Origin of the sequence: Marinobacter litoralis, from assembly GCF_016427555.1 — a bacterium.
In the GTDB taxonomy this organism is placed as follows: domain Bacteria; phylum Pseudomonadota; class Gammaproteobacteria; order Pseudomonadales; family Oleiphilaceae; genus Marinobacter; species Marinobacter litoralis_A.
In genome coordinates this window covers 265,980-288,836 of record NZ_JAELVS010000001.1, presented here as the reverse complement: position 1 = coordinate 288,836, position 22,857 = coordinate 265,980, and the positions used below count along the sequence as shown (strand labels likewise).

At 55.4% G+C, this 22,857-nt stretch carries 22 protein-coding genes; 15 read left to right on the top strand and 7 right to left on the bottom strand.

Annotated elements, in window-relative coordinates; genetic code table 11:
- Positions 1-7: 7 nt before the first annotated feature.
- From JAO79_RS01340 to JAO79_RS01290, 11 genes are all read left to right on the top strand, one after another.
- Positions 8-784 carry a cation diffusion facilitator family transporter gene (locus JAO79_RS01340; protein WP_199005371.1) on the top strand — a complete coding sequence of 259 codons (777 nt, stop codon included), beginning with the start codon at positions 8-10 and terminating at the stop codon, positions 782-784.
- Positions 785-906: 122 nt separating this feature from the next.
- On the top strand, positions 907-2,586 hold the full coding sequence (locus JAO79_RS01335) for a methyl-accepting chemotaxis protein (RefSeq protein ID WP_199005370.1): 1,680 nt from the start codon (positions 907-909) through the stop codon (positions 2,584-2,586).
- Positions 2,587-2,699: 113 nt separating this feature from the next.
- Positions 2,700-3,770, top strand: a complete 1,071-nt coding sequence (locus JAO79_RS01330; RefSeq protein WP_199005369.1) for a TRAP transporter substrate-binding protein — start codon at positions 2,700-2,702, stop codon at positions 3,768-3,770.
- 110 nt (positions 3,771-3,880) lie between these two features.
- Entirely contained in the window at positions 3,881-5,002 is a 1,122-nt protein-coding gene (potA, locus tag JAO79_RS01325) for a spermidine/putrescine ABC transporter ATP-binding protein PotA (RefSeq protein WP_199005368.1), read from the top strand.
- Complete coding sequence (gene potB / locus JAO79_RS01320; protein ID WP_199005367.1) at positions 4,995-5,852, top strand: spermidine/putrescine ABC transporter permease PotB; 858 nt, start codon at positions 4,995-4,997, stop codon at positions 5,850-5,852. The genes potA and potB overlap by 8 nt, the downstream gene beginning before the upstream one ends.
- Positions 5,849-6,619 carry a spermidine/putrescine ABC transporter permease PotC gene (potC, locus tag JAO79_RS01315; RefSeq protein ID WP_199005366.1) on the top strand — a complete coding sequence of 257 codons (771 nt, stop codon included), beginning with the start codon at positions 5,849-5,851 and terminating at the stop codon, positions 6,617-6,619. The genes potB and potC overlap by 4 nt, the downstream gene beginning before the upstream one ends.
- Complete coding sequence (locus tag JAO79_RS01310; RefSeq protein ID WP_199005365.1) at positions 6,616-7,656, top strand: extracellular solute-binding protein; 1,041 nt, start codon at positions 6,616-6,618, stop codon at positions 7,654-7,656. The genes potC and JAO79_RS01310 overlap by 4 nt, the downstream gene beginning before the upstream one ends.
- 145 nt (positions 7,657-7,801) lie before the next feature.
- Entirely contained in the window at positions 7,802-8,884 is a 1,083-nt protein-coding gene (locus JAO79_RS01305; RefSeq protein WP_199005364.1) for an extracellular solute-binding protein, read from the top strand.
- A gap of 5 nt (positions 8,885-8,889) precedes the next feature.
- A complete protein-coding gene (locus tag JAO79_RS01300; protein WP_199005363.1) occupies positions 8,890-9,984 on the top strand; it encodes an ABC transporter ATP-binding protein in 1,095 nt (364 codons plus the stop codon).
- Positions 9,981-10,841 carry an ABC transporter permease gene (locus JAO79_RS01295; RefSeq protein WP_199005362.1) on the top strand — a complete coding sequence of 287 codons (861 nt, stop codon included), beginning with the start codon at positions 9,981-9,983 and terminating at the stop codon, positions 10,839-10,841. The genes JAO79_RS01300 and JAO79_RS01295 overlap by 4 nt, the downstream gene beginning before the upstream one ends.
- Before the next feature lie 4 nt (positions 10,842-10,845).
- The gene (locus tag JAO79_RS01290; protein WP_199005361.1) at positions 10,846-11,703 is read left to right on the top strand and encodes an ABC transporter permease; all 858 of its coding nucleotides are present in this window, start codon (positions 10,846-10,848) and stop codon (positions 11,701-11,703) included.
- Between the two features lie 60 nt (positions 11,704-11,763).
- Here JAO79_RS01290 and JAO79_RS01285 read toward each other — a convergent pair whose 3' ends face one another.
- The 7 genes from JAO79_RS01285 to JAO79_RS01255 all read right to left on the bottom strand — a co-directional run bounded on the left by JAO79_RS01285 (position 11,764) and on the right by JAO79_RS01255 (position 18,532).
- Complete coding sequence (locus tag JAO79_RS01285) at positions 11,764-13,176, bottom strand: alanine/glycine:cation symporter family protein (protein ID WP_199005360.1); 1,413 nt, start codon at positions 13,174-13,176, stop codon at positions 11,764-11,766.
- 148 nt (positions 13,177-13,324) lie between these two features.
- Positions 13,325-13,768 (bottom strand): universal stress protein, encoded by a 444-nt coding sequence (locus JAO79_RS01280; protein WP_199005359.1) that lies wholly within the window; start codon positions 13,766-13,768, stop codon positions 13,325-13,327.
- A gap of 32 nt (positions 13,769-13,800) precedes the next feature.
- Positions 13,801-15,087 (bottom strand): TRAP transporter large permease, encoded by a 1,287-nt coding sequence (locus JAO79_RS01275; RefSeq protein ID WP_199005358.1) that lies wholly within the window; start codon positions 15,085-15,087, stop codon positions 13,801-13,803.
- 38 nt (positions 15,088-15,125) lie between these two features.
- Positions 15,126-15,722, bottom strand: coding sequence for a TRAP transporter small permease (locus tag JAO79_RS01270; RefSeq protein ID WP_199005357.1), 597 nt, complete (start codon positions 15,720-15,722; stop codon positions 15,126-15,128).
- 112 nt (positions 15,723-15,834) lie between these two features.
- Positions 15,835-16,863, bottom strand: coding sequence for a TRAP transporter substrate-binding protein DctP (gene dctP, locus JAO79_RS01265; protein WP_199005356.1), 1,029 nt, complete (start codon positions 16,861-16,863; stop codon positions 15,835-15,837).
- A gap of 141 nt (positions 16,864-17,004) precedes the next feature.
- Positions 17,005-17,544 (bottom strand): YqiA/YcfP family alpha/beta fold hydrolase, encoded by a 540-nt coding sequence (locus JAO79_RS01260; RefSeq protein ID WP_199005355.1) that lies wholly within the window; start codon positions 17,542-17,544, stop codon positions 17,005-17,007.
- Positions 17,537-18,532 (bottom strand): LLM class flavin-dependent oxidoreductase, encoded by a 996-nt coding sequence (locus JAO79_RS01255; protein ID WP_199005354.1) that lies wholly within the window; start codon positions 18,530-18,532, stop codon positions 17,537-17,539. The genes JAO79_RS01260 and JAO79_RS01255 overlap by 8 nt, the downstream gene beginning before the upstream one ends.
- A gap of 185 nt (positions 18,533-18,717) precedes the next feature.
- On the opposite strand from JAO79_RS01255, the gene JAO79_RS01250 reads away from it, so the two are divergent.
- Genes JAO79_RS01250 through JAO79_RS01235 form a run of 4 tightly spaced genes read left to right on the top strand, consistent with a single transcriptional unit; the run spans position 18,718 to position 22,836 of the window.
- On the top strand, positions 18,718-19,890 hold the full coding sequence (locus JAO79_RS01250) for a mechanosensitive ion channel family protein (RefSeq protein ID WP_199005353.1): 1,173 nt from the start codon (positions 18,718-18,720) through the stop codon (positions 19,888-19,890).
- On the top strand, positions 19,887-20,714 hold the full coding sequence (locus JAO79_RS01245) for a (Fe-S)-binding protein (RefSeq protein WP_199005352.1): 828 nt from the start codon (positions 19,887-19,889) through the stop codon (positions 20,712-20,714). The genes JAO79_RS01250 and JAO79_RS01245 overlap by 4 nt, the downstream gene beginning before the upstream one ends.
- Positions 20,711-22,168 carry a LutB/LldF family L-lactate oxidation iron-sulfur protein gene (locus tag JAO79_RS01240; RefSeq protein ID WP_199005351.1) on the top strand — a complete coding sequence of 486 codons (1,458 nt, stop codon included), beginning with the start codon at positions 20,711-20,713 and terminating at the stop codon, positions 22,166-22,168. The genes JAO79_RS01245 and JAO79_RS01240 overlap by 4 nt, the downstream gene beginning before the upstream one ends.
- Positions 22,165-22,836: a LutC/YkgG family protein gene (locus tag JAO79_RS01235; RefSeq protein ID WP_199005350.1), complete on the top strand. Its 672-nt coding sequence runs from the start codon at positions 22,165-22,167 to the stop codon at positions 22,834-22,836. The genes JAO79_RS01240 and JAO79_RS01235 overlap by 4 nt, the downstream gene beginning before the upstream one ends.
- Positions 22,837-22,857: the final 21 nt, after the last annotated feature.

The following is a 22,857-nucleotide window of genomic DNA, read 5'->3' as shown; positions in this document are numbered from 1 at the left end:
GGTCAAAATGTTCACTTCTCTAGCGCGGGAAAATATGGCGCTGAAATTGTCTGCGATCGCGGCTGGCTTGTTTGCAGTTGCCGGTATCGTATGGGGCCTTTGGGTCGATTCTTTAGTTATTCTTTTCGACGGCGCCTATTCCTTGGTCAGCCTGGTGTTGTCGCTGTTGTCTTTGTATGCCGCCCGATTGATCCGCCGGCCAGCAACGAAAGACTATCCATTCGGCATGGGGGCGGTAGAGCCTCTGGTGATTGCAGTGAAGGGTTTGGTCATTGGCCTGGTGTGTGTGATCTCGTTTGTCTCGGCGGTGGTGTCGGTGTTTCAGGGCGGCCGGCCGGTGGAAGCGGGAATGGCGCTGGTGTTTGGTGCCATCAGTGTGGCCGGTTGTTTGCTGGTTTGGGCTTATTTGCGCTGGACCAGCCACCGGAACGGGTCGGGCCTCGTACTGGCTGAGCAAGATCAGTGGCTGATGGATACCGTATTGAGTGCGGCGGTGATGCTCGGATTTGCCATCGCGTGGTTGATTGAGCGCAGTCAGTGGTCCGCGTTGTCGGTGTATGCGGATCCGGTGATGATGATGCTGATTTCGGGTTACTTCATGACAGTCCCGGTGAAAATGGTTCTGGGTGCGGTTCGGGAGTTGTTGTTAGCTGCCCCTGCGGCCGACAGTATGGATGAAATCCATGACACCCTGATAGACCTTGGGGTGAATCCGGAGGCCGTGAAGGTGGCAAAGTTAGGGCCGACCCTGTTGTTGGAGGCGAAGTTGGTGCGTATGGGCTAAGCGTTCGCTCCGGGGCGAAAAAATGCGGCGACCGTGCTTAAGTTGCGGTCGCGCCGGCCGTTATCATTGACTATATAACGTAGCTTCTAGGCCAACACCAATAATAAACCGGAGTCACCCCTATGCCCCTGATAAGCGCCCTGCGAATACGAACTCGACTGTTGATTGGTGTACTGGTACCGGTGCTTCTGACGGCGGGGACTATTGCCTGGATTTCGGTCGCGGAAATCAAAGCCATTGGCCAGACAGAGCTGGATCGGCTTGAAGCAGAGTTGTTCGCAGCAAAGAAACAGGGGCTTCGGGATTTGGTCGAGGCCGTCAACGATGTTGTTGAAGAGGCGAAGAACAACCCTGACTTGTCGCCGGAAGAAGCCAAAAACGAGGCGCGAAAGCGCATTCGAGCCATCTCTTTTGGTGAGTCGAACTACGTGTTCGCGTATACCCGAGATGTTTTCAATCTGGCTTATGCACCGAACCCCGACAAAGAAGGCCCCACTAGCAACCCGAAGGTCCGGGGGCTGGTCGGTGACTTGTTCCAGGCGGCGACCAACGATGGCTTTCACCAGTATGAATGGCCGAATCCAGCGTCAAATGGTGCGATTGAGCCAAAGCTGTCCTACACCACTTTGGTGCCCGGCTGGGACTGGATGATCGGCGCAGGCGTTTACATTTCGGATATCGATCAGGTGCTGGCTGCGGCAAAACAAGATGTCGACGATATCGTCTCAGAGGACATGTTGTTTACATTGCTCGCGACCACCGTCGTGGTCATCGTCGCTCTGATCGTGGGTTTGTTGATTGGCCGCACCGTGACGGTGCCCTTGAAAAGGGTCAGCGACACGATGCAGGACATCGCCAATGGCGACGGTGATTTACGCCAACGCCTGCCGGAGAATGGCTCGGATGAGCTCGCCGAATTGGGGCAGCGGTTCAACCAGTTCGTGATCAAAATGCAAAACACGATCCGGGAAGTGGGTATCACCACTGACCAGGTGGCCTCTGCGGCAGAAGAGCTTAGCCGGGTGGCGAATGAAACCAGTCAGTCGGTGCAGGAGCAGGGTTCTGAAACCGACCAAATTGCCTCGGCGATTAATGAAATGGCCGCCACCATCCAGCAAATATCCGGCAACACCAATGAAGTGGAAAGCGCGGCCTCGGATGCCGATCGCATGGCCCGTGAAGGCGGTGAAACCATCACCAGCGCTCAAGGTGCAGTAACTCAGCTGTCCGGTGAAATTGAAAGCACCGCTGCCAGCATCAACGCACTGGCAGAGAAATCTGGTGACATTCAGCAGGTGCTGGATGTGATTCATGCGGTGACGGAACAGACCAACCTGCTGGCTTTGAACGCAGCCATCGAAGCGGCCCGGGCCGGAGAGCACGGCCGTGGTTTCTCTGTGGTGGCTGATGAAGTTCGGCAGTTGGCGCGCCGGTCAGCAGAGTCTGCGGACCAGATTGGCGAGATGATCGGTGGCTTCGTGGCAGAAACCAAGGCTTCTGTTGAACGGATGAACCATTCGCGCCGAAGCTCCGAAGAAACGGTTGAGCGGATTAACCACGCGACCTCCGCGCTGAATACGATTGTCAGCTCGATCGCCCAGATTCATGATCAGGTTACCCAGATAGCCACAGCGGCAGAGCAGCAAAGCCAGGTTGCGGAAGAAGTGAACCAGAACGTTGTGCGAATTGTAGATGCGGCACAGCGGAGCGACACCGGAGTGAATCAAACCAATGAAGCCAGCCATGAATTAGCGCGCCTGGGCGAGAGCCTTCGTGAGTTGGTAGCCCAGTTTAAGGTGTAATGCCGGCAGCGGTCTTGCCCCTGAGGGCTGAAAGGGCGAGACTGTCCGTTTATTGTGGTTTAATAACAGGTTACTGCCTGTGACCTATAGCGATAATAACGGAACCTTTTACTATGTTTATGCGTAACACCTTCCTGGCCGCCTTCGCTGCGGTTGCTGTTCTGGCCAGCCCCTTTGCGGCAGCAGACAAAACCTACACCATTCGCCTGGCAGAAACCTGGGGGCCTAACTCCGGGCTGCTCGGCGATACGCCTCGCAACATGGCCGCCATGGCTGAAAAGATGTCCAATGGCCGATTGAAGTTTCGGATCGATTCCTCCAACAAACACAAAGCCCCGTTTGGCATTTTCGATATGGTGCGCAACGGCCAGTACGATATGGGGCACACCGCCTCGTATTACTACAAGGGCACCATCCCGAACGCCATGTATTTCACCACCACACCGTTCGGCATGATCGCACCGGAAATGTACGCCTGGTTTTACCATGATGACGGTATGGAACTGATGCAGAAGGTGTACGAACCGTTTGGTTTGTTGTCGTTCCCGGGTGGCAACACCAGCAACCAGATGGGCGGCTGGTTCCGTAAAGAGATTAACTCACTGGAAGACCTGAAAGGTCTGAAAATCCGCACGCCCGGGTTTGCCGGCGAGGTTATGTCCGAGCTGGGTGTGGCCGTGACTAATTTGCCGCCGGGCGAACTGTATACCTCCCTTGAACGCGGCACCATCGATGCGGTGGAATGGGTTGGTCCGGCGCTCGACCTGAAAATGGGCTTCCACCAGATTGCCGACTACTATTATTCCGGCTGGCAGGAGCCAAATGCCGAAGTACAGTTCCTGATCAACAAGAAAACCTGGAACAAACTGCCGGAAGACCTGCAAGAAGTGCTGCGTGTGGCGATGCGCACAGCGGCCTACGACATGTACATTCAAAGCACCCATGAAAGCGGAGCTGCGTGGGCTAGCATGAAGGAAGAATACCCGAATGTGACCCACAAAGTGTTCCCGCCGGAGGTGATTGAGGCGCTTCGCGAGACCACCAACCGGTTGTTGAACGAGTTTGCCGAAAACGACGAACTGGCGAACGAAATTATTACGTCTCAGCGCGAATACCTGAAGCAGGTTCGCCCCTGGACAAACATTTCGGACAAGGCGTATTTGAACAGCGTAGCTGACCAGTAAAACCGTCCTGAAAGGCGCAAGGGGCGCGGGGTTGTGGAATACCCTGACGCCCCTTTTTGTTGGCCGGGGTTTCTGGAAAAATACGCCGCTAACTTTTTAGGCGGCGGCCGATGAAACAGACACTGCTTTCTTTGAGTAAGCTCTCCAAGCAATTCGATGACCGCAAGGTATTGGATTCGCTGGATCTTGAGATCTTTGATGGTGAGTTCATTACCTTGTTGGGCCCTTCTGGCTGCGGCAAAACCACGCTTCTGCGCATGATGGCCGGGTTTGAACACCCGGATGAAGGGTCAATTACCCTTGGTAGCCAAGACCTGACTCATACCCCGCCAGAAGCCCGTCCTCTGAATACCGTGTTTCAGAATTACGCGTTGTTTCCGCATATGTCGGTTTTCGACAATGTGGCCTATGGCCTGAAGATGGAAAATCGCCCGAAGCCGGAAATTCAGCAACGGGTAGAAGAAGCGCTGGCCATGGTGCAGCTGGAAGACTTTGCCAAGCGCAAACCGCACCAGCTGTCCGGTGGCCAGCAACAGCGGGTCGCGATTGCCCGGGCGGTGGTCAAACGCCCGAAAATGCTGTTACTGGACGAGCCTCTGTCCGCGCTGGATTACAAACTGCGCCGCACCATGCAGGTGGAGCTGAAACGTTTGCAGCGAGAGCTGGGCATTACCTTTGTGTTCGTGACCCACGATCAGGAAGAAGCCTTGTCTATGTCAGATCGCATTGTGGTGCTCAAAGATGGCCTGATTCAGCAGTTGGGCACCCCCCGGGAAGTCTATGAGCGCCCTGCTAACCTGTTTACGGCCCGGTTTGTGGGTGAAACTAATTTCTTCCCGGGCCGCGTGGATGCCCTGAACGATGACGGCACCATTATTGTGGATGTCTTTGGCCTGAAGCGCCGGTTCCGTAAACCAGACTTTTCCGTGGTGGAAGGGCAGCCTTTGCACGTATTGCTGCGGCCGGAAGACATCCGGGTACTGGCACCGGGTGACGATGACGGCGTAGCCGGTAAAGTCGTAGAGCGGAACTACAAAGGCAGTACCTTGGATTCGGTCATTCATTTAACCGACGGCACCGAAGTGCTGGCCTCGGAATTCTTCGATGAAGATGACCCAACATTCGACTACCGCTTGGGCGAGCCGGTCCGGGTCAGCTGGGTTGATGGCTGGGAATGGTTGCTGCCGGAAGAGCCGGCGGTGGTGGCCGAGGAAGAAACTGTTGATGGGTAATACATTGCAGCAACCGTTCAGAACCGCCGTGCTGGTGTTGGTATGGGGTTGGTTGCTGCTTTTGGTGTTTACCCCCAACTTGTTGGTGGTTGGGGCCAGTGTGATGACGCGGGACCCGAGCACATTCATCTCGCTCCCGATGAACCTGGATGCCTACCGCCAGCTGCTGAACCCGCTTTATCTGGATGTGTTTTTGCACTCCCTGTATATGGCGGCCATGACCACCTTGATTTGTTTGGTGATTGGCTACCCGTTCGCGTGGTCTTTGTCGAAAGTGGCCAGAAAGAACCGGTTATTGCTGATCTTCCTGTTGATCGTGCCTTTTTGGACCAACTCTTTGGTGCGTACCTACGCCCTGAAGTTGATTCTGGCGACCAATGGGTTGCTGAACAATGCATTGATGGCGATGGGCATCATCGATGAACCCATGCAGATGTTGTACACCGAGGGCGCCGTGATCATTGGCTTGGTGTACCTGTTGTTGCCGTTCATGATTTTGCCGTTATACACGGTGTTTGAGGACTTGCGTGAAGACTTCCTTCGGGCCTCCCACGATCTGGGCGCGGGCCGCTGGTCCACGTTCATTCACGTTATCGTGCCGTTGACCCTGCCTGGCGTGCTGGCCGGCGTGATGCTGGTGTTGCTGCCGGCTATGGGCTTGTTCTTCGTGCCCGATGTCCTCGGTGGTTCGCGCAACTTGTTGGTGGGTAACGTGATCAAAAACCAGTTTTTGGATGCCCGAAACTGGCCCTTCGGTGCCGCGGCCAGCATCATGCTGACCTTGGCCATGGCATTTTTGATGTTTGCCCACCGGTTAAGTAAACGGCGCATCGGGGAGGATGGTGTATGAGCCGCTGGTTGCCCCGGACCTACCTGACCCTCGTGTATCTGCTGCTGTACGTGCCCATTGCCGTGCTGGTGGTGTTTTCGTTCAACGATTCCCGTACCGGCTACGAATGGGGCGGGCTCAGTCTGCGTTGGTATGAAGCGCTGTTCAACAACCGGGCCATGGTTCAGGCCATGTGGAACTCGCTCTGGCTGGCGCTTTCAGCGGCGACAGTATCAACACTTATTGGCGCGCTGACAGCACTGGCTTTGCACCGATACCGTTTTCGCGGCAAACAAGTGCTGAACGGCATGCTGTTCATCGTGATGATGTCGCCGGAAATTGTACTGGCGATCTCGCTGCTGGGGTTGTTCCTGATGGTCGGGCTGCAGCTGGGTTACGTGTCCTTGCTGCTGGCGCACGTGACCTTCTGCCTGCCCTTTGTGGTCATTACCGTGATGGCTCGCCTGAGTGGGTTCGACGAGCGCCTGCCCGAGGCGGCGCGGGACCTAGGCGCCAGTGACTTCACCATGACCCGCACCGTGTTGATTCCGGTGATCATGCCGGCGCTGCTGGCGGGGTGGCTGCTTGGTTTTACGCTCTCGCTGGACGATGTGGTGGTCAGCACCTTTGTCAGTGGCCCCAGTTATGAAATTTTGCCGTTGCGCATCTACTCTATGGTGCGAGTGGGTCTGAAACCGGAAGTAAATGCCCTAGGTACCCTGTTGCTGGTGTTTTCACTGGTGATGCTGATGTTATCCCAATGGATCCTGTTAAGGAGTAAACGATGAAGAAACTGGCACTGGCCACGATGCTGGCGGTTGGTTTGACCGGCTGCAGCAGCTCTGAAGAAACTCAAGTGTTGAACCTGTACAACTGGTCGGAGTACATGCCGCAGGAGGTGCTGGATCGTTTCACCGACGAAACCGGCATCCAGGTGGTTTACACCACCTACGACAGCAACGAAGCCATGTATGCGCGGTTGAAACTGCTCGACGACAGCGCTGCCTATGACCTGGCTGTGCCTTCGACTTACTACGTCAGCAAAATGCGCCAGGAAGACCTTCTGATGCCCATCGATCGCAGCAAGATCGAGGGTTTTGATAATCTCTCCCCTGAATTGGTCAATCTGGATATCGATCCGGACAACGAATACAGCGTGCCGTTCCTGTGGGGCACCACCGGCCTTGGCGTAGATACCGCAGACGTTGAAGGCGAAGTGACCGCCTGGGCTGACCTGTGGGACGAGCGCTTCGAAGGTCGCATCGTGCTGACCAACGATATGCGTGAAGTTTTCCACGTTGCTTTGCGCGTGCTGGGCTATCCCGGCAATAGCACGGATCCTGAGCAAATTGAAGAAGCGTATGAAAAGCTGGCCGAGCTGATGCCGTCGGTTCGTACGTTTAATTCGGATGCCCCGCGCATGCCGTTCCTGGAAGGCGAAACCGACATTGGCATGATCTGGAACGGCGAAGCCGTCATGGGCCGTGACGCTCTGCCGACGCTGGAGTACGTGTACCCGCAAGAGGGCATTATCGCCTGGTTGGACAGTTTTGTGATTCCCAAGAACGCCAAGAACCCGGAAGCCGCGCACAAATTCATCAGCTTTGTGCTGACGCCGGAAATCTCCGCTCTGATCAGCGAAGACATTGGTTATGCTACGCCCAACCTTGCCGCCCGTGAGTTGCTGGATGAATCGGTCGCCAATGATCGCGCGAGCTATCCGACCGCTGAAGACATGATCAACGCTGAATTCCAGACCGATATCGGCGACGAAGCGTTGCAGGTTTATGCAAAGTACTGGGAAAAGCTGAAGTCTGGCCTTTAAGGCGTTTTAGCGCATTGAATTGAAGAAGGGAGGCTGCGGCCTCCCTTTTTCGTGGGCGGTTTTCACATAACGGCAATATATGGTCTATAACTTCCTGATAACAAGAAGTTAGCGACGTGCTTCGCTACCTAACTCAGAGGAAGGGATGATCATGAACGCAAGCAACACACGGAACGCGGCACTGCTGTGTACCTCTCTGTTGGCCGCATCGGCATCCAGCCCATTGTTGGCGGAAGAGCTCCGGCTCATCACGTGGGGTGGCTACGCGCCGGACGAGGTGGTGGCGCAGTTTGAAGAAGAAACCGGCATCGATGTAAAGATTACCTTGTCGAATAACGAAGACATGATTTCCAAACTTCGAGCCACCGGCGGGGCCGGTTTTGATCTGGCTCAGCCTAGCCAGGACCGGATTGTTGGTGTCCAGCGTCAGTTCAATGTATACAAACCCATCGATTACAGCCGGATCAACACCGATCAGCTGCAGCCGTCTATGGTCAAGGCCACTCAGGAAGCCACTGCGTTAAATGGCAAATCTTACGGCGTACCTTCTGTCTGGGGGACCAGTGGCTTGATCGTACACCGCTCTGTGGCCGGCACCGTCAAGGATTACACCGACCTGTGTGATCCGGCGGTTGCCGGCAAAGTGAGTTACCGCCTGAAGCGCCCAACCCTGATGGGCTTTGCCTTTGCCATGGGAATGGACCCGTTTTCGGCGTACAACGACCGTGACGAATACGCGTCGATTATGGCAAAGGTTGAAGACAAGCTGATCGATTGCAAAGCCAACGTGAAGACTTACTGGACCGGCGGTGATCAGTTGTTGTCGTTGCTGCGCACGGAAGAAGTTATTGCTGCTATGGCCTGGGATGCCGGGGGCTGGAAACTGAATGCCGAGAACCCGGAGATTCAGTTTATTGCGCCGGAGTCGGGTGCTTTGGGCTGGATTGATACCTTTGCGATCCCGCGCCGCAGCGAAAATGAAGACGCCGCCTATAAGTGGATCAATTTCGTGATGCAGCCAGAAATCGCGGCGAAAATTACCAATGCGTCCGGCAACTTCACCGCATCTAAAGGCGCAGACGAGTTCGTGAAAGCGGATCTGCGTGATGCCTATCGTGCGAGTTTTGACGAAAAAGCCATCACCAACATCAAGTGGTACCCGCCTGTGCCGCCAGGGCTGGAAGCTACCGAAGGGCAGGTACTGGATCGTGTGCAAGCGGCGAACTGATGTCCATGGCGACACAATCTGACCTTTCCTGTAACGGGCTGGTGCGGCGCTTTGGCGACCATGCTGCCGTCAATGATATTTCACTGGACGTGCCTGCGGGCACGTTCTTCTCCATTCTTGGCCCTTCTGGTTGCGGCAAGACCACGTTGCTGCGCCTGCTGGCTGGCTTTGATAAGCCCAACAAGGGAGATATCTATATCCGTGGCGAACGGATGAACGATGTGCCGCCCAATCACCGGCCGGTTAACATGGTGTTTCAGCATCTGGCTTTGTTCCCCACTATGTCGGTGGGCGACAACATCGGTTATGGCCTGAAACGCCGGAAAGTACCTGCGGCGGAGCGTCGGAAGCTGACCACAGAGGTGCTGGAACAGGTCGGGCTGCCCGGGCTTGAAAACCGAAATCCGATGGAATTATCCGGTGGCCAGCGCCAACGGGTGGCTCTTGCCCGTTGCTTGGTGCTGAAGCCTACCCTGTTGTTGCTGGACGAACCGCTCGGTGCGCTTGACCTTAAGCTGCGAGAGCAGATGAAGGTAGAGCTTAAGCACCTGCAGAAACAGTTCGGCACAACTTTTGTGTACATCACTCACGATCAGTCAGAAGCCATGGTGATGTCTGACCAGGTGGCGGTGATGAAAGACGGCCGTTTTGATCAGGTCGCGCCACCGGAGGAGTTGTACCGGGAACCGGCGACCCCGTTTGTTGCCGGTTTTGTGGGGGACAACAACCGTTTGGGCGGAGAAATCGTCTCTCTGACAGACCATTTGGCACAAATTCGACTGGATAGCGGCGAGTTAGTGCGTGGCCGAATGGCTTCGACTGAATTGCGACCGGGTGCACGAGCGGAGTTGTATATTCGTCCTGAATCTCTGGTGTTTGCTGATTCCGGGTCCCATAACGATTATTCGGTGATGCAGGCCAGCGTAAAAACAACGCTGTTCGACGGTGCGAACAGTCGGGTTGAGGTCGAAAGCAACGGTAGCCCGATATACGCCCGTTTGCCTCAAGACGGCACCGCGCCAGAGTTGGCCGCAGACAGCACAATCAAGCTTGCGTGGGATCCTGAGCTCGCTCGGGTGTTCGAGGCTGATCGGTCATGAAATCGTCAGCGAGTCGGCTCTCCCTTTGGTTGCTGCTCACCCCGTTCCTGTTGTGGATTGTGCTGTTGGTATTGGTGCCGCACATACAGATGCTTCGCGTGTCGTTTCAGGTGCGCGAAAGCTGGGATACGCTGGCGTGGGGGTTGGAGCAGTACCAGAATTTTTTCACGGAATCCTATTACTGGCGTACCTTCGTTCGCACTGGCGTGATGTCACTGTTTACCACGTTTCTAACGCTGCTGGTGGCATTTCCCATCGCTTGGTACATCGCCAAAATGGCCCGCGGGCGCAGCAAGGGCGTTCTGTTTCTGGCTTGCCTGATCCCGTTTTGGGCCAGTGAGTTAGTACGTACTTACGGCTGGATGATTCTGCTGCGTGAAAGCGGGTTGTTCAGCTCTTGGCTGCAGGCATTGGGTTGGGCTGATGGCCCGGTAGAAATGCTCTATAACGATGTCGCGGTCATTATCGGGCTCGTCTACAACGGCTTGCTGTTCATGGTGGTACCTCTGGTGACCACCTTGGATGGTATGGACGAGAATCTGGTGGAAGCTGGCTATGATCTAGGCGGTGGCCACGCCACGGTGCTTCGGGAAGTTGTGGTGCCCTGGGCTATGCCCGGAATAGTTTCCGGATGCATTGTGGTATTCATGTTAACTCTCGGCAGCTACCTGACCCCGGTTTTGATGGGTGGTAAAGACAGTGCCTGGTTCACCGAACAGATTTTTACCCAGTTCATTACCCGTTTCAATTGGGAGCAAGGAGCCGCGTTGGGCGTTCTGCTGCTGGTGTTGTCATCGGTGATGGTGTGGCTGGGGCTGAGACTGTCAGGCCAATCTCTGCGCAAGGTTATGGGGTAACGGTATGATTCGATCAGTACCCCGTTCCCGACTGTTTGATGGCCTGTATCTGGCCTATCTGGTGGCTTTTTTCGTGTATTTGGCGTTGCCTTTGCTCGTCACGGCTGCTTTTGCGTTCAACGATTCCTCGTTTCCTTCATTGCCTTGGCAAGGGTTTACACTGGATTGGTATTTGGCTGATGGCAGCGAAAGGCGAACGGGCCTGTTCCACGATGATGGCCTGCTGGGCGCGCTTTGGGTCAGTACAAAAATCGCTTTCTGGGTCACAGTGGGCAGTGTGGCATTAGGTTGTGTGAATGCTGTGTTGTTTGAGCGACTGCAGTTTCGAGGCAAGGAAATCCTGTATTTGTTGATGCTGTTGCCACTGGTGATTCCCGGCGTGATATTGGGGGTTTCGATTCTGGTGTTCTACAGCGGCACCGCAAACGAAGTGTCCCGGCTATGGGGAATCGAACTGGATATCTTTCGGCCGGGCATGACGCTGGTGGTGATGGGGCAAGTAACCTTTATCACGACCTTGGCCACACTGGTGATCGGTGCAAGGCTGAGAAAATTTGATCCGCAACTGGAAGAAGCCGCGTTGAACTTGGGTGCAACACCTTTGGTTGCCTGGTTCACCGTCACCTTACCTTGGTTGTTGCCCTCGATATTCGGAGCGGCTGCCATGGCGTTTCTGATGTCGTTCGAGAATTTCAATACCACGGTCATGCTGACAGGCAGTGATACACCGTTGACGGTAGCCTTGTTCAATCGGTTACGAGAGGGGTCTACGCCGGTGCTGAATGCGGTGGCGTTGTTTCTTATGGTTGTATCTGGCTTGTTAGCAATGCTGACTTTGCGGCAAAACCGGGAGAAGCAATAGTTCGAGGAATGAAAAGAATTGCCCCGCAGCCATCACCGGATAGCTGCAGGGCTTTCCACATTAACGCCAGATGCTGCTGTCGATCTTCTCGTCCAGCTCCGGGTAATCTGCGGATTTGAACTGCGGTACTACACCTTCCTTGCGCTGCGCCAGATAGTCTTTGGTCAGCTTAATCACAGTACCCGACAAGAGCACAATGGCAATCAGGTTGATCACTGCCATCAGCCCCATGGACGCATCCGCGGCATTGAATACCGTGACGACGGCCTCGTAGCCGCCCCAAATCACCATGCCCAAGGCAGCCAGACGCAGAATAGTCAGGCCCAGGGTGTTGCCGCCTTTCAGGTACACCAGCGCGTTTTCTGCGTAGGTGTAGTTGGCAACGATGGAAGTAAAGGCAAAGAACAGAATGGCCACGGCAATGAAGTAGCTGCCGAACTCGCCAAGGTGAACTTCCATAGCCTGCTGGGTTAGCTGGGTGCCGGTTACGCCGGAACCTGGCTCCAGAACGCCCGCTAACAAAATCATGATTGCCGTGGCGGTACACACAACGATGGTGTCAACGAATACGCCGAAAGCCTGTACCAAACCCTGAGAAGACGGGTGGTGCGGCGCAGGCGTTGCCGTTGCAGCAATGTTCGGCGCCGAGCCCATGCCCGCTTCGTTGGAGAACAGGCCGCGCTTGATGCCGTTCAGCATGGCCGCGGTGACGGAGCCAACCGCACCACCGGCTGCTTCTTCCAGGCCAAACGCACTTTTTACGATCAGCGCCAGAATGCCCGGCACCTCCGTGATGTTCATCACCATGACCCCCAGTGCCAACAGCACATAGGCACCGGCCATAAACGGCACCACGAATTCAGCGAAACGTACGATTTTGCGAAGGCCACCAAAAATCACCACACCCGCACAGGCGGCAATCACTACGCCCACGCCGAGTTTGGGCGCGCCGAAGGCACCTTGCATGGCATCTGCAATGGAGTTTGCTTGTACGGCGTTGAAGACCAAGCCGAAGGAAATGATCAGGCAAACGGCGAAAATGGCCGCCGCCCAAGGCGCTTTCAGGCCCTTCGCAATGTAGACCGCCGGGCCGCCGCGATATTGCCCCTTGCCGTCACGAACTTTGTAAAGCTGGGCCAATGTGCTTTCGGCATAGCCGGTGGCCATGCCCACCAAAGCCACCATCCACATCCAGAAGATGGCGCCTGCGCCGCCCAGATAAAGAGCGACCGCCACACCAGCCAGGTTACCGGTACCTACGCGGGAAGCAAGGCTGGTGCATAAAGCCTGAAAGGGGGAGATCCCGTGAACGTCGCTCTCACGGGAGCCGCGGATAGCGCGTATCATTTCTCCGAAATGGCGGAACTGAAGAAAGCCGAGGCGAATGGTGAAGAAAATGCCTACGGCTAGCAAACCGTAAACGAGGACGTAGCCCCAAATAATAGAGTTGAGAAAATCGACAATTGCGGTCATCGACAAGCGCCTTGTGATTTGTGAATGAAAGTTAACCTAGAGGCGCGGCAGTTTAGCACGGTGAAATTTCACGCAGCTTGCGGATATCCGTGATATCCCGGCAGCGAAAAATCTGCTGCCGGGGGTGTTCAGAGCGGCGAGAAAACCGTCACACAACCAGCACAGGGCATTTGGCCTGGGAAGCCACCCGATGAGAAACACTGCCCAAGAACATGCCGTCTTTGTCGCTGTTCGTGCCTTTGGTGCCGACTACAATGAGATCGGCCTCTTTTTCCTTGGCGAACTTCACGATCACCTTGGAAGGTCTGCCCGCTTTCACGAAACCGCGCACTTTCGTGGCGCCGTGCTCTTTCGCAAACTCCTTCGCATGGTTAACCACTTCTTTCGCGTACTCCGACAATACCTTATCCGGGATGTCCATATCGTCGGGCCGCCCGATGGATAAGGAAGCCTCAAACAAGCTGTGGTGCTTGTAAACACAGATGATGAAAATCTCAACCTCTGGCAACAGCCGTTGCAGCTCGATCGCCTTGTCCAATGCCCGAAGCGATGTCTTGGAACCATCCACGGCCGCCAGAATTCGATTAAACATAGCAGTCTCCTGTCATTGGCCGGGTATCCGGCTTACTGCGGGTAAGCCAGATCCCTCAGGAACAACGCAATTTGCGGGAAGGCGATGATCAGGCCGGCGGCTGCCACCAGCATGAAAATAAACGGTGGCGTGCCACGGATAACTTCCAGATACGGCCGTTTGAAGATCGCAATGGCGGTGAATATGTCGCAACCGAATGGCGGAGTGGCAGAGCCAATAGCCACCTGCAAGGTGATCAGAACACCCACCAATACCGGGTCAAGGCCGGTAGACTGGATTGCGGGCGCAAAAATCGGGGTAAGCACAAGGATCACCACGATGGGGTCCACAAACATACAGGCGATGAAGAACGCGATACAGATAGCGATCAGAACCCCAACCGGGCCAGCCTCATTAACACCAACGGATTCGAGAATGGCTTGTGGAATCTGGGCAAAGGAGATGATCCAGGAGAAACCGTTACCCACAGCCACCAGAATGAAGACCACGGCAGTGATCAGTCCGGTAGACTTGGCAATTCGGTAGACATCGGTCAGCTTGAGTGAGCGGAAAATCACGAATTCCAGCAGGAACGCATAAAGCACGCACACGGCCGCCGCTTCGGTGGGGCTGAAAATACCGCCGTAAATACCGCCGACAATGATGACCGGGAACATCAGCGGCCAAGACGCATCCCGAACGGACACAGCACGCTGTTTCCAGCTGGCCTTTTCTTCCGTGGGTACGTTGTTTTTATAGGCGTAAATCAGGCAGTACAGCGAAAACATCAACAGGATCAGCAAGCCCGGGCCAATACCGGCAATGAACAATTCGGCAATCGAGGTTTCTGAGATAACCCCGTAGATAATCATCCCGATGCTGGGCGGAATCAGAAACGCGATGTCACTGGCGTTAACAATCAGAGCCAGAGTGAAGGAGTCGGAGTAGCCGGCCTTCAGCATCTTGGGGCGAAGGGGCGAGCCCACCGCTACCACGGTTGCCTGAGTGGAACCGGAAACCGCGCCGAACAGGGTGCAGGAGGTGGCGGTACTGATCGCCAAGCCGCCTTTTACGTGGCCGATAAACGCCATGACCATGTTGATCAGCCTATCGGCGGACTGGCCGCGAGTCATGATGTCGGCGGCCAGAATAAACATAGGTACTGCAATCAACGACGCCGGCCGGATGCCGCCCATCATCTGCTGGATGAAGGTGCCCATCTGGCCGAAGCCGTCAAACATCATTACAAAACCAACCACCGCAGCGGTGATCAGTGGAATCATCATCGGGAAGCCCAGAAGCAGCAGCCCGATCATGATGAGCATCATAATAGTTGCCATAGTATGCGTATCCTCAACCTTCCAGGTTTATGCTGCTTTTAAACTTCCGATTCTGTGTCGGCATAACCGTCAACCACCCCTGTTGAAAGGTAAACATCCTTGCTGGTGAAGTTTTTAATGGCAGTGAGGAGATACTGGATGCCGGTAATTGCGAAACCGATCGGTGCCCAGATATAGATCCACCAAATCGGTAAACCCAGAGCAGGCAGAATGCGCCCCCGGCTATACAGGGTTTCGATGTATCCGTAGGAGTAGTAGCACAGGAAAAACATCACCACGGAGGTGAACAGCGCGATGATGATCATCAGTACTTTCCGGCCGCTGGCGGGAAACGCGTCGTAAACCGCAGACATGCGAATGTGGCGACCGTGCCGGGCGGCATAACCGATGCCGGCAAAAGTGATCAGAATAATGAGGATTCGGTTGATCTCGCCGGAGAAAAACAAGCCTTCTCCGAACACAAAACGGCCAATCACGTTAATGCAGGTGTTAATGGCCATCAGGATAACGCCAGCAGCCAGCATGACTGCTTCGGTTTTGGCAATCCATTCGTCGATGGTGCCAAGAATGCCGGGTAAACCGGATTCGTAGGTGCCGGTATCGTCTTCAACAGCCTCTTGAGGATGCTCAGACATGGGTGGTGCTCCACAACTGATTGCTCCCGGCGGGCAAAGACTCCGGCGGGGCGGGTTTAAACCTTAGCCGGACAGCAAAGGGTGGCCAGAGCCACCCTTTGAATCCTGCCGTTTATTCGCCTTGTACGGCTTCGAGATCGGCTTTGAATTGTTCCAGAAGTTGCTTGCCACGCTCACCGGTCATTTCGATAAACTTCTCTTCCACCTGCGGCGCACGGGCACGGAAGGCGTCGATCTGTTCGTCATTCAGACGGGTAACGGTGACTTCGTCACTCTTCGAGGTAATCTTTTCCAGAGCTTCGTCGGCCAGCCCATCGATGTGTTCGATGATTTCTTCGAAGGCATAATCGGCAGCATCCTGAACCAGTTTCTTATCGGCATCAGACAGGCCATTGTAGAAGTTCTGGTTCGCCATCATGGCTGTGGTGAACCAGCCGTGGCCAGTGAATACCAGGTTGGGGGACACTTCATACAAACCGCCAGACTCGATCCAGAAAATCGGGTTTTCCTGACCCTGGATCATGTTGGTTTGCAGTGCGCCGTATACTTCACCCCAAGGCAGCGGGGTCGGCGTGGCGCCGAACGCAGAGTAGGTTTCTGACAACAGCGGGTTGGTCATGACCCGAATTTTTTTGTTGTTTAGCTCTTCCGGAGAGGTGACAGGCTCGTCAACGGTAACGACCATTTCACCTTCAGGATACATTTGCAGCAGTTCCAGGCCCTGCTCGGAATACAGCTCGGGGAAATCTTCGTTGATTGCCTTGGACTCACGGAAGAATTCGATCACCGTGTCCATGTCGGTTGGCATCAGGTAGGGGATGAAGAAAATCTGGGCTTCGGGAATCAGCGAACCGGTAAAACCCGGAGACTGGTTCACAAAGTTCAGGATGCCCGCCTGAGTCTGTTCCATGATGTCATCAGACTCACCCAACTCGCCAAAGCGGAAGATTTGCAATGTGTGGTCTGAGTTCTCTTCGATGTATTCTTTGAATTTGTAGGCGTAGACGTCTTGAACATCACCCTCGTATTCTTCGTGGGCGTAACGCCAATTGGCCGCATTTACCGCGTTTGCAGCAGTCAGCCCGGCAAAGGCCAATGCTGAAATACCGACCAATTTCCGGAAATTGTTTGTGCTGTTCATTGCGTGATCTCCGCTCGCTTTTTTTAGTTAGTTCCTTGTTAACTTTATAAAGACTGGCAAAACAAAGCGGTTTTCGCAAGGAAATGGCCGAAATTAGAAAACATGCGAAAGCGAACGAGCGGGATCTGCAAGGTTATGATTTTAGTCTGGATTCTGCTCGGCTAAGCAGGTTTCCATGAAATGGCGGAACTCGCGGGAGACCCGTTCCACGCTGTTCTCAAGTCGATGGCCATCGGGCAGAACCAGCGTTTCCAGTTGCTGCTGGCGAGCCAGTTCGAGAACGGGGACAACCGGCACCACATCGTCGTTCCAGCCATGAATGATTTGTACGTGCTTTGCCTGAATTGTCGGTCTGGATTGTGGGTATTTTTCCAAAGCGAGAGCCGGAGCCAACAGGAAGCAGCCTAAAACAGGGGTGTTGGCGCTGGTTTGTGCACACACCCAACCGCCCATACTGGAACCGGCCAGAATGGTGCGTTCGGGGGTGGCTCCGGCAGCGGCCATCGCATCGCGCATCTGCTGCAAACGAGTTTCCGGATCTTTGCTACTGGTGTGGTCAATCGCCTCTGCGACAACGCCGGGAAACTCTTCAGCAACGGCTTTCATGGCCTGAACTTTGGTGCCCTTCGGGCCACTTTCCAGCCCGTGTGACAGGAAGACGAAAAGACGGTTATCAGTCATTGGCTAAACTCTCGGTCAAAATGTTCAAGGCATGGCGCCGCTTTTCGGGCTCGTAAATATCGACGGTAAACATCAGTTCCTCAACCTGAATATCCGACAGCAATTCATCGAGCTGTAGTTTGATGTCGGTGGCGTTTCCGAGCACTTGCAAGCCCAGGAAATCTTTCACACCGGCTTCCTCGGCGGCGTTCCACAGGCCATCCATTGAATCCACCGGCGGTTTCATCCACAAGGGTTGCCCGCGGAACAGTGCCAGAATGCGTTGGTAACTGGTGGTGGTCAGATGTTTGGCTTCGATCATGGAATCCGCCGGTACCGCCGGAATCGCCAGCATGGCGTAGGGCTGTTGCAGCTGCTCTGAAGGCTGGAAGTTGTCCCGGTACACCCGCAGCGCTTCCCGGTACAAACGCGGGGCAAAATGCCCAGCGAAGGCATAAGGCAGCCCTCGCATGGCCGCAAGCTGAGCGCTGTAGAGGCTGGAGCCCAATAACCAGATCGGCACGTTGGTGCCAGCGCCCGGGATGGCTTTGACTTGTTGCCCCGGTTGTAAGGGGCCAAGTAAGTGTTGCAGTTGCGCAACGTCTTCCGGGAACTGCTCGGCGCCAATGCTGTCCCGGCGCAAGGCGCGGGCGGTTATCTGGTCTGTGCCCGGTGCCCGGCCAAGCCCCAGGTCAATACGGCCCGGGTACAGGCATTCCAGCGTGCCAAACTGTTCGGCAATGACCAATGGCGGGTGATTTGGCAGCATAACACCGCCAGAGCCGACCCGAATGCTGTTGGTCTGGCCGGCAATGTGACCCACCAGCACCGACGTGGCAGAACTGGTGATGCCTTCCATATTGTGATGTTCGGCCAACCAAAAGCGTTTAAAACCGAGCTTCTCCGCGTGCTGGGCGTAAGCAACGCTGTTCGCCAATGTGGCGGAAATGGAATCACCTTCGCGCACGGAGGCCAGCTCAAGCAGCGAATAGTCGAGTTTTTTAGACATGTAGCTCCCGGATCATGAAAAAGGTGTGGCGTTGCTGGTTATACATGGCGTCGGTGGGGGAGCTCTTCAAGGGCAACACGGGAAATGGCTGGGCGAGAATCCGCTACTATATATGTATTGCGCAAGCACTTGCCCCAACGATAGTTTGAAGGTCTCTCGCGCTCATTGGTTAGAGGAAAGAATGGATGGTCGAATTCACGGCAGTCGTGGTTGAGCAGTTAAAGAAAAACCTTGGCGATACGCTGAGCGCTTTTGGCGGCCACGGGTATGAATGGCGAGAGGTGGGCGCGTACGTTCTCAGTCAGATGCTGATTTCGATTCTGTATTTGGCTTTGTTTGTCGGGGCTTACCTGCTGTTGATTGGGCTTATTCGGTTAGTGATCGGTAAGCGCAACGTTGAGCGTTCCGCCTTCAGGCATGGACGAAGCGCGCTGCGGTATTTAACCGGGCTGGGTGCGTTGCTGGTTATCCTGGCACAATTCGGAGCGGGCGTTGAGTTTTTAAAAGGGGTCGCGAGGGCGGGTTTGCTGGCGCTGGGCTTCTACGTGGCCTGGCTGGTTATCCGCCGTCTGACGGCCGAAACGCTGCGCCGTAACCGGTTGGATGCCTCGATTCAGCAGTTGGCCGGCAATGTGTTGTCGGTGGTGATGGCGACCTTTGCGGTGGTCACGATCCTCGCGCAGTTCGGATTTGACCTGCTGTCGATTGTGGCGGGTCTGGGGATTGTCGGTATTGCCGTAGGGTTTGCAGCCCAGTCGACACTTTCGAATTTCATCGCCGGTATCACCTTGCTGATTGAGCGGCCATTTCGCATTGGCGACTGGGTTACCATTAACGGTCAGGATGGCAAGGTGATGAAGATTGCGCTGCGCACCACGTGGCTGCGGACTCGGGACAACATTTTTACCATGATCCCCAATGACAGCGTCGCCTCTTCAGAGATCGTTAATTACAGCGCAGAAGGTGCTACAAGATTGAATATCTCCGTGGGTATTGCCTACAAAGAGTCCGCCAAGGCCGCCCGGGATGTCATTATGCCGGTACTATTGGCGCACCCGGAAGTGCTGCAGGGACCGGGCATGGAACCACGGGTGGTGCTTAAAAATCTGGGCGACTCGTCGGTGGATCTGGAAGTCAAAATCTGGATTACACCAGATAACCTGGATGTGCAGCCCACTATCATGGCGGACGTGTTGGAGCAGATTAAAGAGACACTGGATGAAGCCGGTATCGAAATACCCTTCCCGCATCTTCAGCTCTTTGTTGATGAGGCTAAAGGCCTGAAGCCGATCCTTGAGCCACTTTACCCAAAAAACCGGGTAGATCGTGCCGCAGAGACTGGGGGCGATAGCGCGTGAGTGAACTTTTCTACGATGCCGCACCCAATGCCACGCGGGTCGCTCCAGCACGGCCTGCACCAAGAGCATATCCAGCGAAGCCCACCGAGGTGACGCTGTTTGGAACCTGCGTGCTGGACCTGTTTTTTCCGGAAGCCGGGTTGGATGCCATTCGTTTGTTGGAGCGCGAAGGTATTCGGGTGCATTTTCCGCAGCAACAATCCTGTTGTGGTCAGCCGGCTTGGACATCCGGTTATGCAGATGAGGCGAGGGACGTAGCCCGCTCTCAATTGAACGTGCTGGATAACGGCCTGCCGGTGGTGGTGCCGTCCGGGTCCTGCGCCGGTATGTTTCGCCAGCATTACCGGGAAGTCTTCGCCGAGGAGCCGGCAACGCTGAAACGGGTCGAGAATTTAGCTAGCCGAACGTTTGAGTTGACTGAATTTTTGCTTCATGTGTGCAAGGTTGAGTGGCAGGACTTGGGCCAGCCCACTCAGGTTGCGCTGCACACGTCTTGCTCGGCCCGCCGGGAAATGAACACCCATCTGCACGCCCGGGAGCTGCTGGGCAAGCTGGATAAGGTGGAACGGTTGGACCACGACCACGAAAGCGAATGCTGTGGTTTTGGTGGCACCTTCTCTGTGCGCATGCCGGAAGTGTCCGGCGCCATGGTGCTCGATAAAACACGAGCCTTGCGGAACAGCGGAGCGGTCGAAATGGTGACCGCCGATGGCGGATGTTTGCTGAATATCAATGGCGCGCTGGATAAGCAAAAGCAGGCCTTCCGGGGCCGGCATCTGGCCAGCTTTCTGTGGGAGCGAATCAGTGGCGAGGGCGCGTCATGAGCCAGCGTATTCCGGTGACAGAACTCACCAGCAGCTTCCGTGGCCGCGCCACAGACGCTTTGGCGGACAGCCAACTGCGGACAAACTTCCGGGTGGCCATGGATTCGCTGATGCAAAAGCGCGCCGATGCCTTTCCCGATGAGGATGAGCGTGAAGGGCTAAGAGAGTTAGGGAATCAGATCAAAGCCCGGGCCCTGTCCCGGTTGCCGGATTTGCTGGAACAGCTGGAAGCGAAACTGACCGAAAACGGCGTTCACGTCCATTGGGCTGAAACCACGGAAGAGGCCAATCGCATTGTGCACACCATCATCGAGTCGAAACAGGGCTCGCAGGTGGTGAAGGGCAAGTCCATGGTCAGCGAAGAAATGGAGATGAATGATTACCTGGCCGAACGGGATATCGAGTGCCTGGAGTCCGACATGGGCGAGTACATCGTCCAGCTGGATGGCGAAAAACCGTCCCACATCATCATGCCGGCGATTCACAAAAACCGCCGGCAGGTTTCGAAACTTTTCCACAACAAGCTGGGTGTGGACGAAACCGACGATGTGAACGAGTTGATTCAGATTGGCCGGCGCACCCTGCGCAAGAAGTTTCTGGAAGCGGACGTCGGGGTGTCGGGTGTGAACTTTGCGATCGCGGAAACCGGCACCCTGCTGCTGGTGGAAAACGAAGGCAACGGCCGCATGAGTACCACGGTTCCACCGGTGCATGTGGCGGTTACCGGTATCGAAAAAGTAGTGGCAAACCTTCGGGATGTGGTGCCTTTGTTGTCGCTCTTAACGCGCTCGGCACTGGGTCAGCCCATTACCACTTACGTGAATATGATCTCCGGCCCTCGCAAAGCGGATGAACTTGACGGCCCGGAAGAAGTGCATTTGGTGCTGCTGGATAACGGCCGAAGCGGAGCTTTCGCGGACGCACAACTGCGCCAAACCCTGAACTGCATTCGCTGCGGTGCGTGTATGAATCACTGCCCGGTGTATACCCGAGTGGGTGGCCACACCTACGGCGAAGTGTATCCCGGACCAATTGGCAAGATTGTCACCCCGCACATGGTGGGCTTGGATCACGTGCCCGATCACCCCAGCGCTTCGTCATTGTGCGGTGCTTGTGGTGAGGTATGCCCGGTGAAAATTCCCATTCCGGAATTGCTGCAACGGCTGCGGCAGGAGAACGTGAAAAGCCCGGAGGAACCACCGGTTGTCAAAGGAAGCGGTGCGAAATACTCCCGCAAAGAGCGCGCCCTTTGGCGCATATGGGCAACGTTGAATAGCCGGCCAGCGTTGTATAAAGGTTTGCTATGGGCCGCAACCCGCTTTGGCAAGCTGACGCCCGGAAAACTTGGCCCATGGACCGATAATCACACTGCGCCGATACCGGCTCGCCGTTCTCTGCACGATTTGGCGAAAGCCCATCTGAACGCCCAGACAAAATCGGGAGGCCAGCCATGAGCGCCCGCGACAATATTCTGAACAAACTCCGGGCCGGCTTAGCGGGAACAACGCCAAGGCCCGATCAGTTTGACGAAGCGCTGGTAACCGAGCCTTGGCAGTACGCGCCAGAAGACCGAGTCCAGCGCCTTCGCAGCCTGATGGAAGCCGTTCATACCGAGGTGTATACACTGGCTGCAGCCAACTGGCCTGCGAAAGTGCAGGAGTTATTGGATAGCCGCAAACTCAGCAACCTGCTGTACGCACCGGGTACAGAGTATGGGCAGCAACTGACGGTGCATTGGGCGGAAGCCGGCGCCAAGCAGGACTTGCTGGCTTATGACCGCCCGATCGAAGACTGGAAAGAAGAGCTGTTCTGGCAAGTGGATGCCAGTATCACCAGCACCGCCGGTGCCATTGCTGCAACCGGGTCGCTGGTGTTGTGGCCAGACCGGCATGAACCGCGTTTGATGAGTCTGTTACCACCGTTGCATATCGCCTTGCTGAAGGCCAGCGAGATCGAAGACAACCTGTATGGCATGATGCAAAAGCAGAACTGGTCGGCCGGTTTGCCCACCAATCTCTTGCTGGTATCCGGGCCCTCGAAAACGGCTGATATCGAGCAGGTGCTCGCGTACGGCGCTCATGGCCCGAAAGAACTGGTTGTCCTCATCCTTGAGGATGCCTGATCTTCAAACGCGCACAGTTAG

Bases quoted from the DNA above. Each gene is read 5' to 3' on its own strand.
- JAO79_RS01270 (WP_199005357.1), bottom strand. From the start codon at position 15,722: ATGTCTGAGCATCCTCAAGAGGCTGTTGAAGACGATACCGGCACCTAC.
- JAO79_RS01305 (WP_199005364.1), top strand. From the start codon at position 7,802: ATGATCATGAACGCAAGCAACACACGGAACGCGGCACTGCTGTGTACC.
- JAO79_RS01310 (WP_199005365.1), top strand. From the start codon at position 6,616: ATGAAGAAACTGGCACTGGCCACGATGCTGGCGGTTGGTTTGACCGGC.
- JAO79_RS01285 (WP_199005360.1), bottom strand. From the start codon at position 13,176: ATGACCGCAATTGTCGATTTTCTCAACTCTATTATTTGGGGCTACGTC.
- potB (WP_199005367.1), top strand. From the start codon at position 4,995: ATGGGTAATACATTGCAGCAACCGTTCAGAACCGCCGTGCTGGTGTTG.
- JAO79_RS01240 (WP_199005351.1), top strand. From the start codon at position 20,711: ATGAGCCAGCGTATTCCGGTGACAGAACTCACCAGCAGCTTCCGTGGC.
- dctP (WP_199005356.1), bottom strand. From the start codon at position 16,863: ATGAACAGCACAAACAATTTCCGGAAATTGGTCGGTATTTCAGCATTG.
- JAO79_RS01255 (WP_199005354.1), bottom strand. From the start codon at position 18,532: ATGTCTAAAAAACTCGACTATTCGCTGCTTGAGCTGGCCTCCGTGCGC.
- JAO79_RS01290 (WP_199005361.1), top strand. From the start codon at position 10,846: ATGATTCGATCAGTACCCCGTTCCCGACTGTTTGATGGCCTGTATCTG.
- JAO79_RS01335 (WP_199005370.1), top strand. From the start codon at position 907: ATGCCCCTGATAAGCGCCCTGCGAATACGAACTCGACTGTTGATTGGT.
- potA (WP_199005368.1), top strand. From the start codon at position 3,881: ATGAAACAGACACTGCTTTCTTTGAGTAAGCTCTCCAAGCAATTCGAT.
- JAO79_RS01235 (WP_199005350.1), top strand. From the start codon at position 22,165: ATGAGCGCCCGCGACAATATTCTGAACAAACTCCGGGCCGGCTTAGCG.
- potC (WP_199005366.1), top strand. From the start codon at position 5,849: ATGAGCCGCTGGTTGCCCCGGACCTACCTGACCCTCGTGTATCTGCTG.
- JAO79_RS01300 (WP_199005363.1), top strand. From the start codon at position 8,890: ATGGCGACACAATCTGACCTTTCCTGTAACGGGCTGGTGCGGCGCTTT.
- JAO79_RS01280 (WP_199005359.1), bottom strand. From the start codon at position 13,768: ATGTTTAATCGAATTCTGGCGGCCGTGGATGGTTCCAAGACATCGCTT.
- JAO79_RS01250 (WP_199005353.1), top strand. From the start codon at position 18,718: ATGGTCGAATTCACGGCAGTCGTGGTTGAGCAGTTAAAGAAAAACCTT.
- JAO79_RS01330 (WP_199005369.1), top strand. From the start codon at position 2,700: ATGTTTATGCGTAACACCTTCCTGGCCGCCTTCGCTGCGGTTGCTGTT.
- JAO79_RS01260 (WP_199005355.1), bottom strand. From the start codon at position 17,544: ATGACTGATAACCGTCTTTTCGTCTTCCTGTCACACGGGCTGGAAAGT.
- JAO79_RS01295 (WP_199005362.1), top strand. From the start codon at position 9,981: ATGAAATCGTCAGCGAGTCGGCTCTCCCTTTGGTTGCTGCTCACCCCG.
- JAO79_RS01340 (WP_199005371.1), top strand. From the start codon at position 8: ATGTTCACTTCTCTAGCGCGGGAAAATATGGCGCTGAAATTGTCTGCG.
- JAO79_RS01275 (WP_199005358.1), bottom strand. From the start codon at position 15,087: ATGGCAACTATTATGATGCTCATCATGATCGGGCTGCTGCTTCTGGGC.